This is a genomic window from Tardiphaga sp. 841_E9_N1_2 (assembly GCF_051811065.1).
Classification (GTDB): Bacteria; Pseudomonadota; Alphaproteobacteria; order Rhizobiales; family Xanthobacteraceae; genus Tardiphaga; species Tardiphaga robiniae.
Window position 1 is genome coordinate 5,499,200 of the sequence record NZ_JBPWQC010000001.1, and the last position, 12,521, is coordinate 5,511,720.

Annotated in this window: 17 protein-coding genes; 3 read left to right on the plus strand and 14 right to left on the minus strand. The window is 61.3% G+C overall.

Going from position 1 to position 12,521, the window contains the following annotated elements:
• Window position 1: 1 nt before the first annotated feature.
• Window positions 2-514, minus strand: a complete 513-nt coding sequence (locus AB8A50_RS26335; protein WP_089262075.1) for a PAS domain-containing protein — start codon at window positions 512-514, stop codon at window positions 2-4.
• A 170-nt stretch (window positions 515-684) separates the two neighbouring features.
• Between AB8A50_RS26335 and AB8A50_RS26340 the strand changes: the two genes are divergently transcribed.
• Entirely contained in the window at window positions 685-1,206 is a 522-nt protein-coding gene (locus AB8A50_RS26340; RefSeq protein ID WP_439080037.1) for a DUF4112 domain-containing protein, read from the plus strand.
• 38 nt (window positions 1,207-1,244) lie between these two features.
• Here AB8A50_RS26340 and AB8A50_RS26345 read toward each other — a convergent pair whose 3' ends face one another.
• The 6 genes from AB8A50_RS26345 to AB8A50_RS26370 all read right to left on the minus strand — a co-directional run bounded on the left by AB8A50_RS26345 (window position 1,245) and on the right by AB8A50_RS26370 (window position 5,325).
• The gene (locus AB8A50_RS26345) at window positions 1,245-1,529 is read right to left on the minus strand and encodes a hypothetical protein (protein WP_068733430.1); all 285 of its coding nucleotides are present in this window, start codon (window positions 1,527-1,529) and stop codon (window positions 1,245-1,247) included.
• 246 nt (window positions 1,530-1,775) lie between these two features.
• Window positions 1,776-2,156, minus strand: coding sequence for a hypothetical protein (locus AB8A50_RS26350; protein WP_139285870.1), 381 nt, complete (start codon window positions 2,154-2,156; stop codon window positions 1,776-1,778).
• Between the two features lie 165 nt (window positions 2,157-2,321).
• On the minus strand, window positions 2,322-2,735 hold the full coding sequence (gene msrB, locus AB8A50_RS26355; protein ID WP_439079451.1) for a peptide-methionine (R)-S-oxide reductase MsrB: 414 nt from the start codon (window positions 2,733-2,735) through the stop codon (window positions 2,322-2,324).
• A 41-nt stretch (window positions 2,736-2,776) separates the two neighbouring features.
• Window positions 2,777-3,493, minus strand: coding sequence for a peptide-methionine (S)-S-oxide reductase MsrA (gene msrA / locus AB8A50_RS26360; protein WP_120288505.1), 717 nt, complete (start codon window positions 3,491-3,493; stop codon window positions 2,777-2,779).
• Between the two features lie 215 nt (window positions 3,494-3,708).
• On the minus strand, window positions 3,709-4,098 hold the full coding sequence (locus AB8A50_RS26365) for a BA14K family protein (protein ID WP_439079452.1): 390 nt from the start codon (window positions 4,096-4,098) through the stop codon (window positions 3,709-3,711).
• 117 nt (window positions 4,099-4,215) lie between these two features.
• On the minus strand, window positions 4,216-5,325 hold the full coding sequence (locus tag AB8A50_RS26370; RefSeq protein WP_068733440.1) for an ATP-dependent DNA helicase: 1,110 nt from the start codon (window positions 5,323-5,325) through the stop codon (window positions 4,216-4,218).
• Window positions 5,326-5,499: 174 nt separating this feature from the next.
• On the opposite strand from AB8A50_RS26370, the gene AB8A50_RS26375 reads away from it, so the two are divergent.
• Together AB8A50_RS26375 and AB8A50_RS26380 are read left to right on the plus strand one after the other, a co-directional pair.
• A complete protein-coding gene (locus AB8A50_RS26375) occupies window positions 5,500-5,886 on the plus strand; it encodes a DUF4345 domain-containing protein (protein WP_439079453.1) in 387 nt (128 codons plus the stop codon).
• Window positions 5,883-6,065 (plus strand): hypothetical protein, encoded by a 183-nt coding sequence (locus AB8A50_RS26380; protein WP_093759441.1) that lies wholly within the window; start codon window positions 5,883-5,885, stop codon window positions 6,063-6,065. Before AB8A50_RS26375 ends, AB8A50_RS26380 begins: the two co-directional genes overlap by 4 nt.
• Here the strand turns inward: AB8A50_RS26380 and flbD are convergent, their stop codons facing one another.
• The 7 genes from flbD to AB8A50_RS26415 form a co-directional block, all read right to left on the minus strand.
• A complete protein-coding gene (flbD, locus tag AB8A50_RS26385; protein ID WP_068733445.1) occupies window positions 6,066-7,451 on the minus strand; it encodes a sigma-54-dependent transcriptional regulator FlbD in 1,386 nt (461 codons plus the stop codon).
• Window positions 7,452-7,504: 53 nt separating this feature from the next.
• Window positions 7,505-7,849, minus strand: a complete 345-nt coding sequence (gene fliN, locus AB8A50_RS26390; RefSeq protein WP_089262063.1) for a flagellar motor switch protein FliN — start codon at window positions 7,847-7,849, stop codon at window positions 7,505-7,507.
• A gap of 21 nt (window positions 7,850-7,870) precedes the next feature.
• Window positions 7,871-8,491, minus strand: a complete 621-nt coding sequence (locus AB8A50_RS26395; RefSeq protein ID WP_175366387.1) for a FliH/SctL family protein — start codon at window positions 8,489-8,491, stop codon at window positions 7,871-7,873.
• Complete coding sequence (gene fliG / locus AB8A50_RS26400; RefSeq protein WP_089262059.1) at window positions 8,491-9,582, minus strand: flagellar motor switch protein FliG; 1,092 nt, start codon at window positions 9,580-9,582, stop codon at window positions 8,491-8,493. Before fliG ends, AB8A50_RS26395 begins: the two co-directional genes overlap by 1 nt.
• Window positions 9,583-9,587: 5 nt before the next feature.
• Entirely contained in the window at window positions 9,588-11,201 is a 1,614-nt protein-coding gene (gene fliF / locus AB8A50_RS26405) for a flagellar basal-body MS-ring/collar protein FliF (protein ID WP_120289119.1), read from the minus strand.
• Window positions 11,202-11,372: 171 nt separating this feature from the next.
• Window positions 11,373-11,648, minus strand: coding sequence for a CtrA inhibitor SciP (sciP, locus tag AB8A50_RS26410; protein ID WP_002714638.1), 276 nt, complete (start codon window positions 11,646-11,648; stop codon window positions 11,373-11,375).
• A gap of 146 nt (window positions 11,649-11,794) precedes the next feature.
• Window positions 11,795-12,511, minus strand: coding sequence for a flagellar hook assembly protein FlgD (locus AB8A50_RS26415; protein WP_184513616.1), 717 nt, complete (start codon window positions 12,509-12,511; stop codon window positions 11,795-11,797).
• Window positions 12,512-12,521 lie beyond the last annotated feature (10 nt).

Sequence of the window (12,521 nt, forward strand, 5' to 3'; positions counted from 1 at the left end):
CTCAGTTCATCGTCTTGTCGTGGGTGATGTCGATGATCGCGCCGGGCAGGCGGACGGGGCGGCCATGTCCGTCCAGCGTGCAACTGCCGCGCGCGAGAACCCAACTGATCCGGTCGTTCTTGATCAGACGACACTCGCACTCAAAGATGCCGCCTGATCGCATCGCGGCCGCGACCGCCGCATGCACCCGGTCAACGTCATCGGGATGGACCGCTGCGAGATAGGCCATGTTCGGCAGACCGCGCGCGGCCGTTTCGGGATCGACATTGAAGAAGCGGGCAGCCCCGGCATCGAGATAGTTGCGGTCGTTGCTGATGTCCCAGTCCCAGAAACCGGCGATCAGTTCACGGGCGGCGAGCCGGCGCGGCATTGGCATCTCGAACGCGTCGTCCTCGGCCGTGGTCTGGTAGGCCTCTGCTGCCGCGAGCCGCAGGATGTAGGAGAGAAATTCGTGCTTCCGCTCCCGGGCGAAGCTTGCAATATCGAGGCACACGTCACCCAAGGGTCGTCGCATCGCTCATCCCCGCCCGTTCCCGGCGGGGCCAGAATATAGCGGGCTCCTTGCAATTCAACCGGTGGTTGGAGAATTTCTGCGCGGCAAATATGGGGATCGCGGTGGATCGCCCGATGAGGCGTGACGCGATGCCGCTTGCAGAGTCTGCGCCTGTCCCCCATGTCATGGCCATGATGAGCACAGGTCAATCAACCACTTACGACGCCGGCCGCCCGCGCAAGGCGGCGTCCGCGCATGGTCCGATCATCGATCAGGATGGTTTTGAGGTTCGGCCCGAGCAACTTCGGCCGGATCTGAAAGGCTTTCAGTTCGACTTCGGAGCGGGCGCCAATCCGTTTGCCAATCTCACGCGCGAGCAACGGCTGGCGCGGCTGGATGCGCTGGCGAAACTGCTCGACGTCGCCTTCATCGTACCGGGCACGAAGATCCGCTACGGCATCGATGGTCTGATCGGCTTGATTCCGATCGTGGGCGACATCATCACCACGGCGATCTCGCTATGGGTGGTGCGCGAGGCACGGGCGCTCGGTGCGCCGTGGCATCTCACGGCGCGCATGCTGGGCAATGTTGCGGTGGACGGTGCTGTCGGCATCGTGCCGTTTATCGGCGATGCGTTCGACGTGATGTTCCGGGCCAATGTCCGCAACGTCAGAATGCTGCGCAAGTGGCTCGAAAAACAGCCCAGACTCTAGTTCAGAGTCCGGGCTGCGATCGTCTCAATTCGTAAAGCTCAAGCAGCGTCGGCGTCGTCGGTCGCAGGCTCTTCGGCGCGCACGCGGCGCTCCAGCGGGAAGTCCTGGCTCTCATAGAGCGAGCGAATGCCGCTCTGGTCGAAACGCGCTTCCTCGACCTGCAGATAGGCACCGTTCAGCGAGTCAGCCGGCAGCTCCTCGATCGCGAACTGGACGGCGGCGGCGGCCGTATCGAAACGACGATAGGCGAAACCGGCGCGCTTTTTCTTGCGGATCGCGGCGGGGAAGAGTTCGGCTGCGGTGTTGTAGCTGAAAGCTGCCATGGTCGGGGACCTCATCTGAATACGCAACGAAACGACGCTTCATTCGCAATGCAGCCGATCCGGCGGCGCGCAGAACATCATTTCAGGACAGACCCCAATATAAGCACGTTTTGGCCGATTGCGACACCTGCGATACAGCATGATGAATCGCAGCGCCCAGACGGTATTGCCGTAATAGCTTTGTGATTTAAAGAGCTTAGCGCTCGCCCAAGGCATGGGCAGCGGCGCGCGCGGCGCAATATTTGCCTATTGTCCGGTCACGTCCGGCAGCGGCACGATTTTCAGGGGGGTGGTATAGGGCTCGACCCGCAGTGCCTCAGTCGACATAAGCCCCACCTGCCGCAAAGGCGCCTGCTCCAGCGCCCCGGCCTCAGCCTTGCGCACGGCGTATTGCCAGGCCGTCAACGTACCCTTCTGGACCAGATGCTTGGCGACACCGCCGGCATTCTTGGCTTCGAAAGTGGAGAGCTGATCATCGTTAATGCCGATGATGATCTCGTCCTTGGCCGTGATCACCTTGAACAGCGACACCTTGTCGGTCGCCAGTGCGGGGTGGGACACCAAGCTTTCGAGAATGAGACCCGCAAGGGCAATACCGAGCAACAAACGGTTTGAACGGGTAGACATCTTGGTACTTTCTTATTCTTCTTCGCAAACGTGCATGCCGCTGAGGCATGTTCAAGTAACAGGCAATGGGCGAAGCCGCTTACGGACAAGTATTGGACAGAAATGCCCCGCGAGACTTCGATGAGTCGCACGGGGCATGGAAACAGTTCGATATGGGATACGTATTTATTTAGGCTGAAGTTTCAAGGCCGCAGAGTTGATGCAGTATCGCAATCCCGTGGGGCCGGGGCCGTCATCGAACACATGTCCGAGATGACCATTGCACTTGGAGCACAGCACTTCCGTGCGGATCATGCCGTGGGTCATATCGCGCTCTTCGTCGATATGACTTTCTCGTGAAGGCTGCGTGAAGCTGGGCCAGCCGCAGCCGGAATCGAACTTGGCATCGGACTCGAATAGCGTCTGGCCGCAGCCGGCGCAGACGAAGGTGCCCGGCGTATGGTCATGTTCGTACTCGCCGGTGAACGGACGCTCCGTCGCCTTTTCGCGCAGTACCGCATACTGCATCGGGGTCAGTTCGCGGCGCCATTCGGCTTCGCTCTTTTCGACCTTGCCAGGTGTGGTCTTGGTATCGGTCATTCTTTCTCCTTCCCGATTGACCGTGGCTGTGAGCGCTCAGGTCAGTTTGTGACCTTCGACGCGCTCACCAGCGTCGGCTTCTCGATATAGTTCTGGGCAAAGATCTTCTTCAGGTTCTCGACCTTCGGAATATCGTTATAGGCAATATAGGGCTGGTTCGGGTGCAGCGTCAGGTAGTCCTGATGATAAGCTTCCGCCGGATAGAAGGCTTCGAGCATGCCGAGCTTGGTGACGATCGGCTTCTTGTAGACCTTCGCAGCGTTGAGTTGGGCGATATAGGCTTCCGCCACTTTCTTCTGCTCCGGCGTCGTCGCGAAAATTTCCGACCGATATTGCGTACCCGAATCCGGGCCCTGGCGATTCAGCTGGGTCGGGTCGTGTGCCACCGAGAAATAGATCTGCAGGATCTTGCCGTAGCTGATCTTTTGCGGATCGTATTTGATCTCGACCGCTTCGGCGTGTCCGGTCGAGCCGGTGCTCACCGCTGTGTAATTGGCCGAGCTCTTCGAGCCGCCGGCATAGCCGGACACAGCGTTGACGACGCCTGCCGTGTGCTGGAATACGCCCTGGACGCCCCAGAAGCACCCACCCGCAATCACCGCAGTCTGAATGCCGGTCGCGGCCGGCGTATCCGCTGCGGGTGCGGGAATGATGACAGCCTCTTCCGCGGCAAAAGTAGGAGCCACGAGGGCGGTCGAAATCGCCAATGCGCCGGCAAAGGCGCAGAGCGAGAGGCGGCTGAACAGGGAGCGGCGCATAGCAGGTCCTCTTGGTGATCGATGGCCGGATGACCGGCAGTCTAGACCGGAGCCCGTGGTTCGCAATCGGCATTTCCGGGCGGCGTATCGGAGATACGGAGAAGGATCTCGCTTGTTACGCGATACCGGACACGAGTTCGTGAGGATCTGGATGGCAGGAAAAAGCCGCGGAACATGCGTCCCGCGGCTTTCTGATTGACTATGACGCTAACCGCTTAAGGGCAGGGATAACGATTGCCGTCGTTGTTCAGATAAGTGCCTGACGCCGGATCGTAGGAACGATAGCGCTGCGCGCAATAGGCTGCGTTCTGCTGGGCTGCCGCGTTGGCCTGGCTAGCCGCAATCGCGCCGCCGATGATGGCGCCCGCCGCGAGGCCGCCGACGACGGCGCCAGCGCTGGGTCCGCGGCGATAGTAGCCAGGACCGTAGCCGTAGCGTGGGCCATAACCGTAGCGGCGATAATACTGCACGTTCTCGGTGGCCGAGGGTACGGCACTGGCGAGGCTGGGCTGACTCAGCAGTGGCGCTGATGTTGCCGGCGCCGAAAACGCCAGCGCGCTTGCGCCGATCATCGTAGCCATCGTCAAGATTTTCGCGGGATGCATATCGAGCTCCTTATTAAGCGCAAGTGGCCGAAACGTTCGGGCGGGCATCTTGTTCCACGATGCCTAGGAGCCAGACGCGTCAGATCAGCGCATGCGATTGATTGCAAAATACGCGCGTTAAACCACGATGCTCAAGCGCTTCGCGGCGCGGGTGATGCCGGTGTAGAGCCAGCGGGCGCGGCTCTCCTGAAATGCAAAGCTCTCGTCGAACAGAACGACGTCGTCCCATTGCGAGCCCTGGCTTTTGTGCACGGTCAGCACGTAGCCATAGTCGAATTCGTCGTAAGGCTTGCGTTGCTCCCACGGCAGCGTCTCAACACCGCCCGAGAAACAGTCCGCGCGCACAGATACCTTGGTGACCTTGCCGCCAAAATCCTCATCCGGCGAAATTCGCATGGTGATGATCTGCGACTTCGAGGCAGCGCGCGCCTTCACGCGCCACAGACCGCCGTTGAACAGCACCTTCTTGCGGTTGTTGCGCAGGCAGACCAGCTTGTCATTGGCCACCGGCAGCAGGTCCTCGATGCCAAGTTTCTGCCGGACACGCATATTGTAGGCGCGGCGCGTGTTGTTGCGGCCAACCAGTACCTGATCGGCGGACATCACGCGATCCGGATCGAGTGCCTTGCGCGACACGATTTCGCTGAGGCCGTATTGCCCGGGCTGCAGCGACCGCCCCTCGCGGACATCCATCGACATGCGCACGATCGGATCGTGTTCGGCCTGACGATGCACTTCGGTCAGCATCACGTCGGGCTCGGTCTCGGTGAAGAAGCCGCCACCCTGGATCGGCGGCAACTGCGCGGGATCGCCGAGCACCAGCAGAGGGCAGTCGAATGACAGGAGGTCGCGGCCGAGTTCGGCGTCCACCATGGAGCATTCGTCAATGACGATCAGCTTGGCCTTTGAGGCCGGTGCGTCATCCCACAATTCGAAATTCGGCTGCTCCTCGCCGCTCTCACGGGCGCGATAGATCAGCGAGTGAATCGTGGAGGCGCCGTCGCAGCCCTTGTTGCGCATCACCAGCGCAGCCTTGCCGGTGAAGGCTGCGAATTTCACCTCGCCGTCCACATTGTCGGCGACGTGCCGCGCCAATGTCGTCTTGCCGGTACCGGCAAAGCCGAACAGCCGGAACACCTGTGGTGTGCCGTTGCGACCTGGCTTCGCCTTCAGCCAGTCGTCGACAGCTTTCAGCGCGGCATCCTGATGCGGGGTAAAGGTCGGCATTTCGTCTCTGGAAAGCGGTGCACGGCCATTTTGCCGCGACTCAGCGGGGAAAGCTAACCATTCAGGCGTCTGACGCAAGCCGGAGACCCCCAAGTCGTGTGCGCCAACGTGGCCGGTTGCTCATTGTCGTTCCATGACGCAGTTATTAGGCTGCTTGAGCCTAGGGAGCCCAATTTGGAACGCAGACTGCTTCAGATCGCACTGGCGATTGTCGGCCTCGTGGCCATCCTGTTCGGCCTGACCGGCGTGCTGTTCGGCACCAGCCTGTCGGGCGTCAGGCTCGGCGTGACGATGGAGGCCTATGTGCGCTTCATCAAGGGTGTGCTGGTGGCGGTGGGGCTGATCTACTGGTCGGCGATCCCGCAGATCGAAAAACGCTTTGAGCGGATTTCGATCGTGACCTTCATCCTCGTGTTCGGCGCTGCCGCGCGTCTACTGGCCGTGCTCAGTCATGGCTTTCCGACCGTGGGACTCCTGATCAGTCTGATCGGCGAACTCGTGGTCGTCCCGATGATCTGGCTGTGGCTCCGCCATCTCGTGCGCCGGGGTGCGGTCGCATGAAGCGGATCGGCATTGGGATCGTCTATGTGATCGGCGCGATTTCGATCGGTTATCTCGCGCTCTACGCCTATGCGATGTTCACCCGGCAGGAGCTGACGCCGGGCGATCCGATCAAGATTTTTCGCAAGCAGGACGCGCCGAGCTATTCGCAGGGCGCGTCGTTGTCGTTCTTCGCGTAATTACATCGCGCCCATGGCAGCACGATAGTCGCCGGCGCCTGCTCCGGCCGGTGTGATCGGCAACCCGCCATCGGCATATTCGTTGAGCTTGTTGCGCAGCGTGCGGATCGAGATGCCAAGAATGTTGGCCGCATGGGTGCGGTTGCCGAGGCAGTGCTTCAGCGTCTCCAGGATCAGATCGCGCTCGACATCGGCTACGGTACGGCCGACCAGTGCGCGGGTCACGGTTTCTGCCGCCATGGTTGCATGCGCCACGGCCGGCGGGGTCTTGGCGAGATCGAGACGATCGCCATCCGGGGTCAGGATGGCATCCGCGCCGATCTCGTCGCCGTTGGCCATCAGCACCGAACGGTGGATCGTGTTTTCGAGTTCACGGACGTTGCCCTGCCAGCGATTGGCGGTGAGTACGCGCCGCGCCTCGGCGGAGATAGGACGCACCGGCACGCCATTGGCGTCGGCATATTTCTTGGCGAAATGTTGCGCCAGTTCGAGAATGTCGGCCGGGCGATCGCGCAGCGGCGGGATCTTCAGGTTCACGACGTTGAGGCGGAACAGCAGATCTTCGCGGAACGTGCCTTCGCGTACGGCGTCGGACAGGTTGCGGTTCGAGGTTGCGATGATGCGAATGTCCACCGGCACCGGCTTGGTGCCGCCGACGCGGTCGATGACGCGCTCCTGAATGGCGCGCAGCAGCTTCGACTGCAGCCGCACGTCCATTTCCGAGATTTCGTCGAGCAAGAGCGTGCCGCCGGTGGCTTCCTCGAATTTGCCGATGCGGCGTGCGATCGCGCCGGTGAAGGCGCCCTTTTCGTGGCCGAACAGTTCGGACTCCAGGAGATGCTCGGGGATCGCAGCGCAGTTAATGCTGATGAACGGCTTCTTGGCGCGGTTGGAGCGGGTATGGACATAGCGCGCCAGCACTTCCTTGCCGGTGCCCGATTCGCCCGTGATCATCACCGACGCATCGGAGCCGGCGATCTGCTGCGCCAGCTTGACCACCTTGCCCATCATCTCGTCGCGATAGATCAGGTCGCGGGAGTCGTTGGCGACGGCGGCCAGAACGGCGGCGATCAGTTCCGGATCTGGCGGCAGCGGGATGTATTCTTTGGCGCCGGCATGGATCGCCGCCACCGCAGCGCGGGCATCGGTGGTGATGCCGCAGGCGACGATCGGTACATGGATGTGTTCGGCTTCCAGCCGCATCACGAGGTCGCGGATGTCGAGGGCGACATCCACCAGCAGGAGATCCGCGCCCTTGCCGCCGCGCAACACGCCCATCGCCTGATCGTGGCCTTCGGCATGAACCACGGAGGCGCCGTTATCCATGGCGATCTTGGTGGCGGTGGTGAGTTGGCCCTTGAGGGTACCAACGATGAGAAGCCGCATGGTGATCTCCTGTTATATCCTGGTCGCGCCCTTGAGGCGCCGTTTGTCTCGAATTAGCTGCGTTCAGCCTTGATGATTTCAGTCATGGTGACGCCGAGCTTTTCTTCGACGAGGACGACTTCGCCGCGCGCCACCAGGCGGTTGTTCACGTAGATGTCGATCGCTTCGCCAACGCGGCGGTCGAGTTCGAGCACGGTGCCGGGCCCGAGCTTCAGCAATTCGCCCACACCCATCTTGGAGCGGCCGAGCACGGCCGAGACCTGGACTGGAACGTCGAAGACCGCTTCGAGATCGGCGGCAATACGCGTGACCTGTTCTTCGTCAGCATAGCCCACGTCCCCCATTGCGCCGGGATCGGTGGCATTGAGATCGGGAAGCGGCACCTGTGGATCGCTCATATTCTAGTCCTCACAGCCCTGTCAGGCCTGATTGCGCGACGCCATGTAGCGTCCGACGAGTTCGTTGATCTTGGCGTCGATGGTTGAGCGTTCGAGCACGACGCCGCCATCCGCCCATTCGATTTTGCAGTCGCCGTTCTCGATATCCGGCTCGGCGAGGATGACGAGGCGACCGGCGAAGCCGCTTTGTTTGGCCTGTTTCTCGATGCGTTCGCGTGCTTCGTCGTAGAGCTGGTCGTTGATGCGCACCACGAGATGCGGTGTCGACACCAGATTCTTGAAACAGTCGTGGACCAGGGCCATGACTTCGGTGAGTGGCTCAACGGCGATCAATTCACTGCAGAGTTTGCGTGCCACCGACACCGCGACATCGACAGCTTCGGTTTCCATCTTTTCTTCGATGGCCCCGAAGCGCGACGAGATCGAGGAAATCGCAACGCCGATCTGTTCCAGCGCCAATGCGGCGCGACGGTCGCTTTCGGCCTTCGCCTCGCGCTGGGCCGCATCGAAGCCTGCGCGATAGGCCTGAGCTTCGGCGTTGGCGACCTTCTCCGCAATCTCGGCCGGCGTGATCGCGGGCGCACGCGTCTTGTCGGGCGCTGCGAAGTCCATATCGAACAGAAATTTTGCGGGGGCGGCCATCAATACACCAGCTCGTCGTCGGCGCGGTTCTTGGTCAGCACGATTTCGCCCTTGGCGGCGAGATCCTTGGCCAAATTCACCAGCAGTGCCTGTGCCTCGTCGACATCGCGCAGACGGACCGGGCCGAGCGCGGCCATATCGTCGGTCAGCATCTTGGCGGCGCGGGACGACATGTTGCCCATGAAGAAGGCGCGCACTTCCTCGTTGGCGCTCTTCAGTGCGATACCCAGTTTGTCCTTGTCGATGCTGCGCATCAGGGTCTGTGCGGAGCCGGCATCCAGCTTGATCAGGTCGTCGAAGGTAAACATCAGCGCCTTGATGCGCTCGGCCGCCTCGCGATTGTCTTCTTCCAGCGAGGTGATGAAGCGCGTCTCGGTCTGGCGGTCGAAATTGTTGAAGATTTCCGCCATGACTTCGTGCGCGTCGCGGCGACGGGTCTGCGAGAGGTTCGACATGAATTCGACGCGCAGCGTCTGTTCGACGCGCTCGATGACTTCCTTCTGCACCGCTTCCATCTTGAGCATGCGGTTGATGACGTCGAGCGCAAGATCCTCGGGCAGGATGCCGAGCACGCGTGCCGCATGCTCCGGCTTCAGCTTCGACAGCACCACAGCGACGGTCTGCGGATATTCGTTCTTCAGGTAGTTCGCGAGAACCTCTTCCTGCACGTTCGAGAGTTTTTCCCACATGTTGCGGCCGGCGGGGCCGCGGATTTCTTCCATGATACCGCTGACGCGCTCGGACGGCAGATACTGGGTCAGCAGACGCTCGGTGGCATCGAAAGTGCCCATCAGGGCGCCGGAGGCGGACATCCGCGATACGAATTCGAGCAGCAGATCTTCGACCGTCTCCGGCTCGATGGTTCCGAGCGACGACATGTGAAGTGAAAGCTCACGCACTTCGTCGTCGTCGAGCTGCGCCCACACCTTGCCGCCATACTGTTCGCCCAGCGCCAGCATCAGGATGGCTGCACGCTTCGGGCCGCTGAGCGGCTTCGCGGGCGCGCGGCCGCCCTGGCGCTGTGCGAGCGAAGCGACGACGCTGGCGATGTCGCTGCTGTTGTCGCCGGTGGTTTGCGGAACGGATGCCATTCAGATCACGCCGGTTCCTGCAGCCATGCGCGAACAATGGCTGCGGTTTCGTTGGGGTTACGATCGGCCAGTTCGCCCACGCGATGCACGGATTGCGCGTGGACCTGACCCTGGATGGTGGCGACGTCGATCATGTTGGGGCCGCTGGCGGGAATGACGGTCTGTCCGTCAGCGCTGAGGGCGACACCGTCGGGAAGAACGAGAGCGTTGGCTGCAGGGAGCGCCGGCACGGGCTCAGAGGCGAGGACGCGGCGGACGAGCGGGCGGATGACCATGAACATCACGACCAGACCGAGCAGCATCATGACCGCGAGTTCGATGACGTGCATCACGTCATCCTTGGTGAATTGCATCATGCCGAGCAGACCGGTCGGCTCCGGCGTCGGAACGACAGTTGGGCCCTCGGCGAATTTCAGGTTGACGACCTCGACCTGATCGCCGCGCTTCTGGTCGAAGCCAATGGCCGAACGGACCAGCGCTGCGATGCGATCGAGTTCTTCCTTGGGGCGTTGGGCGTAGACCTGCTCGCCCTTCTCGTTCTTGCTGTAGCTGCCGTCGACCAGTACCGCGACCGAGATGCGATTGACACGGCCTGCTTCGGTCACTTCGGTCTTGGTGATGCGGGAGATTTCGTAGTTGTTGGTTTCTTCCGACTTCTTGCTTTGATCCTTCGCCGTCCCCGTGTTGCCGGCCGCCTGATTGCCTGGCAGTTCGTTGTTGACGGTGACTTGGCCATCCCGCTCGCCGACGGCGGAGGATTCTTCGCGGCTCTGGCTGGAGCGCAAGACCCGGCCTTCCGGGTCGAATTTGTCGGAGGTCTGCGTGACCTTGTTGTAGTCGAAGTCGGCTGTGAGCTGGACCCGGGCCCGGCCTGCGCCCACCACCGAGGAAACGATCGCTTCGACCTGGCTCCGCATCCGCTTTTCGAAGCCGGCGCGGCGTTCGTCGCCGGTGGCGCCTTCCATGGTCGCGTCGGCGGCACCGTCGGCGAGCAGTTGTCCCGCTTCGTCGACGATCGAAACCCGGGCCGGCTTCAGGCCGTTGACGGCCGAGGCGACGACATGGCGGATCGCCCGGACCTGCTGCGGGTCGAGGGCGCCGCGGACGCGGACGACGATCGAGGCCGAAGGCTCGGGAGCTTCGCGGGAGAACAGGGGGCGTTCCGGCAGGACGAGGTGAACGCGGGCGAACTGTACCCGGTCGATCGCCCGGATCGTTCGCGCCAATTCGCCTTCGAGGGCGCGTAAGTGATTGATATTTTGGACAAAGCTTGTTGTTCCGAGAGCGTCCGACTTGTCGAAGATCTCGTAGCCGACGCCGCCACCCTTGGGCAGGCCGCCTTCGGCCAGCTTCATGCGCAGGCGAGTCACCTTGTCCTTCGGCACCATGATGGCGGCACCGTCGTTCTTCAGCTCATAGGGGATGGCCTGGCGTTCCAGGTCCTTGATGATCGCCGAGGAGTCCTCGACGCTCAGGTCCGTGAACAGGGTGGTCATCTGCGGTGTGGTGACCCGCATGATGACGAAAGCAAAGAAGCCGATGAGTGCGGCGGTCACCGCAACCATCGCCATCAGGCGCGCCGCGCCGAGACCCTTAAGGAAACTTAGAAGACTCTGCACGAACCAGCCCCTGAGATTCGGCCTCAAAGACCGACTGGGCAAATTTTGCCGGGGTATGGTTTCGATATGGTTAACGGCGGTTAACGGGTGGCAAAAATATGGCCAAATGACGAAAACCGGCTTCCCATGAGGGAGCCGGTTTTCATCGAATTGGAGATATTAACGATTCGTTTACTGACGATACTGCTGGATGCGGGTGGTCCGCAGTCCTGCCAGACCGTGCTGGTCGATCGAGAACTGCCAGGAGAGGAATTCGTCGACTGTCAGCGTATAGCGGCTGCAGGCTTCCTCAAGAGACAGAAGGCCACCGCGGACGGCGGCGACAACTTCGGCTTTGCGGCGGATGACCCACCGTTTGGTTCCGGGCGCGGGCAGATCCGCAATTGTTAACGGACTGCCGTCAGGCCCGATGACGTATTTGACCCTCGGGCGATGGGGTTCTGTCATGGCGTACTCACAAACTCTCAACCACTGAACTCACTTCAACAATCTACGCCCAGCGACTTAAAATTTGCCTAAGCCTACAACTCCAATGCGAATAGAACTGGATTTGGTTCGAAATAATCGTCACGAGGAGATGATGCGGCGCAGCGTCAGGTTGTCTGTGTGGTTGGCGGCGTCGTCGGCGTCGTCGGACGCACCACACGCTTGATCTTGTCGACGGTATAGTTGGTGCCATTGATCGAGAGCAGGGCGGGGCTCGCTGACAGATCGACGGAATCGACAACGCCCTGGACTTCCGTGGAGATGGCGACGTCGCGACCGTTGTCGTCCTTGCCCGTTGCCGTCAGCGTATAGGCCCCTTCGGGATACTGAACGCCGTCATTGCCTTTGCCATCCCATACGAAAGTGCCGTTGCCGGACTTCAACGTATACTTGCCGGTGTAGACAACGTTACCAGCTGAATTCGTAATGTTGACAGTGGCTGTAGAGTCTTTGTCGGCGAGCAGATTCCATGTCGCCGACGTCTTGAATTGCGCCGTGCTGCCATCGACGGCGACGTTGTTGCCGACATAGATAAGCGCCTGTGTCGCTTCCGTAGCTTTGCCAAGATCGACCAGGGCTTTCAACTGATCGTTCGACTTGAGTTGCTGTTCGACGCCCGCGAACTGCACCAGCTGCTGCGTGAACTGGTTGGTATCGAGCGGATCGAGCGGGTTCTGATTCTGCAACTGCGTTGTCAGCAATGTCAGGAACGTCTGGAAATTATCCGCAATGCCGGTCGTCGTCGAGCCGGAGCTGCTGCTCGAGTTCGATACCGGTGTGGTACCGGATACGACAGGGGGTGGAGTCGTTGCGTCAACTGCCATGGTTCGCTCC

Excerpts from the sequence above, each read along its gene's own strand:
- msrB (WP_439079451.1), bottom strand. The coding sequence starts at position 2,735 with ATGACCGATACCAAGACCACACCTGGCAAGGTCGAAAAGAGCGAAGCC.
- AB8A50_RS26370 (WP_068733440.1), bottom strand. The coding sequence starts at position 5,325 with ATGCCGACCTTTACCCCGCATCAGGATGCCGCGCTGAAAGCTGTCGAC.
- AB8A50_RS26335 (WP_089262075.1), bottom strand. The coding sequence starts at position 514 with ATGCGACGACCCTTGGGTGACGTGTGCCTCGATATTGCAAGCTTCGCC.
- AB8A50_RS26340 (WP_439080037.1), top strand. The coding sequence starts at position 685 with ATGATGAGCACAGGTCAATCAACCACTTACGACGCCGGCCGCCCGCGC.
- AB8A50_RS26415 (WP_184513616.1), bottom strand. The coding sequence starts at position 12,511 with ATGGCAGTTGACGCAACGACTCCACCCCCTGTCGTATCCGGTACCACA.
- AB8A50_RS26365 (WP_439079452.1), bottom strand. The coding sequence starts at position 4,098 with ATGCATCCCGCGAAAATCTTGACGATGGCTACGATGATCGGCGCAAGC.
- sciP (WP_002714638.1), bottom strand. The coding sequence starts at position 11,648 with ATGACAGAACCCCATCGCCCGAGGGTCAAATACGTCATCGGGCCTGAC.
- AB8A50_RS26380 (WP_093759441.1), top strand. The coding sequence starts at position 5,883 with ATGAAGCGGATCGGCATTGGGATCGTCTATGTGATCGGCGCGATTTCG.
- AB8A50_RS26395 (WP_175366387.1), bottom strand. The coding sequence starts at position 8,491 with ATGGCCGCCCCCGCAAAATTTCTGTTCGATATGGACTTCGCAGCGCCC.
- msrA (WP_120288505.1), bottom strand. The coding sequence starts at position 3,493 with ATGCGCCGCTCCCTGTTCAGCCGCCTCTCGCTCTGCGCCTTTGCCGGC.
- fliG (WP_089262059.1), bottom strand. The coding sequence starts at position 9,582 with ATGGCATCCGTTCCGCAAACCACCGGCGACAACAGCAGCGACATCGCC.
- AB8A50_RS26350 (WP_139285870.1), bottom strand. The coding sequence starts at position 2,156 with ATGTCTACCCGTTCAAACCGTTTGTTGCTCGGTATTGCCCTTGCGGGT.
- flbD (WP_068733445.1), bottom strand. The coding sequence starts at position 7,451 with ATGCGGCTTCTCATCGTTGGTACCCTCAAGGGCCAACTCACCACCGCC.
- fliN (WP_089262063.1), bottom strand. The coding sequence starts at position 7,849 with ATGAGCGATCCACAGGTGCCGCTTCCCGATCTCAATGCCACCGATCCC.
- AB8A50_RS26345 (WP_068733430.1), bottom strand. The coding sequence starts at position 1,529 with ATGGCAGCTTTCAGCTACAACACCGCAGCCGAACTCTTCCCCGCCGCG.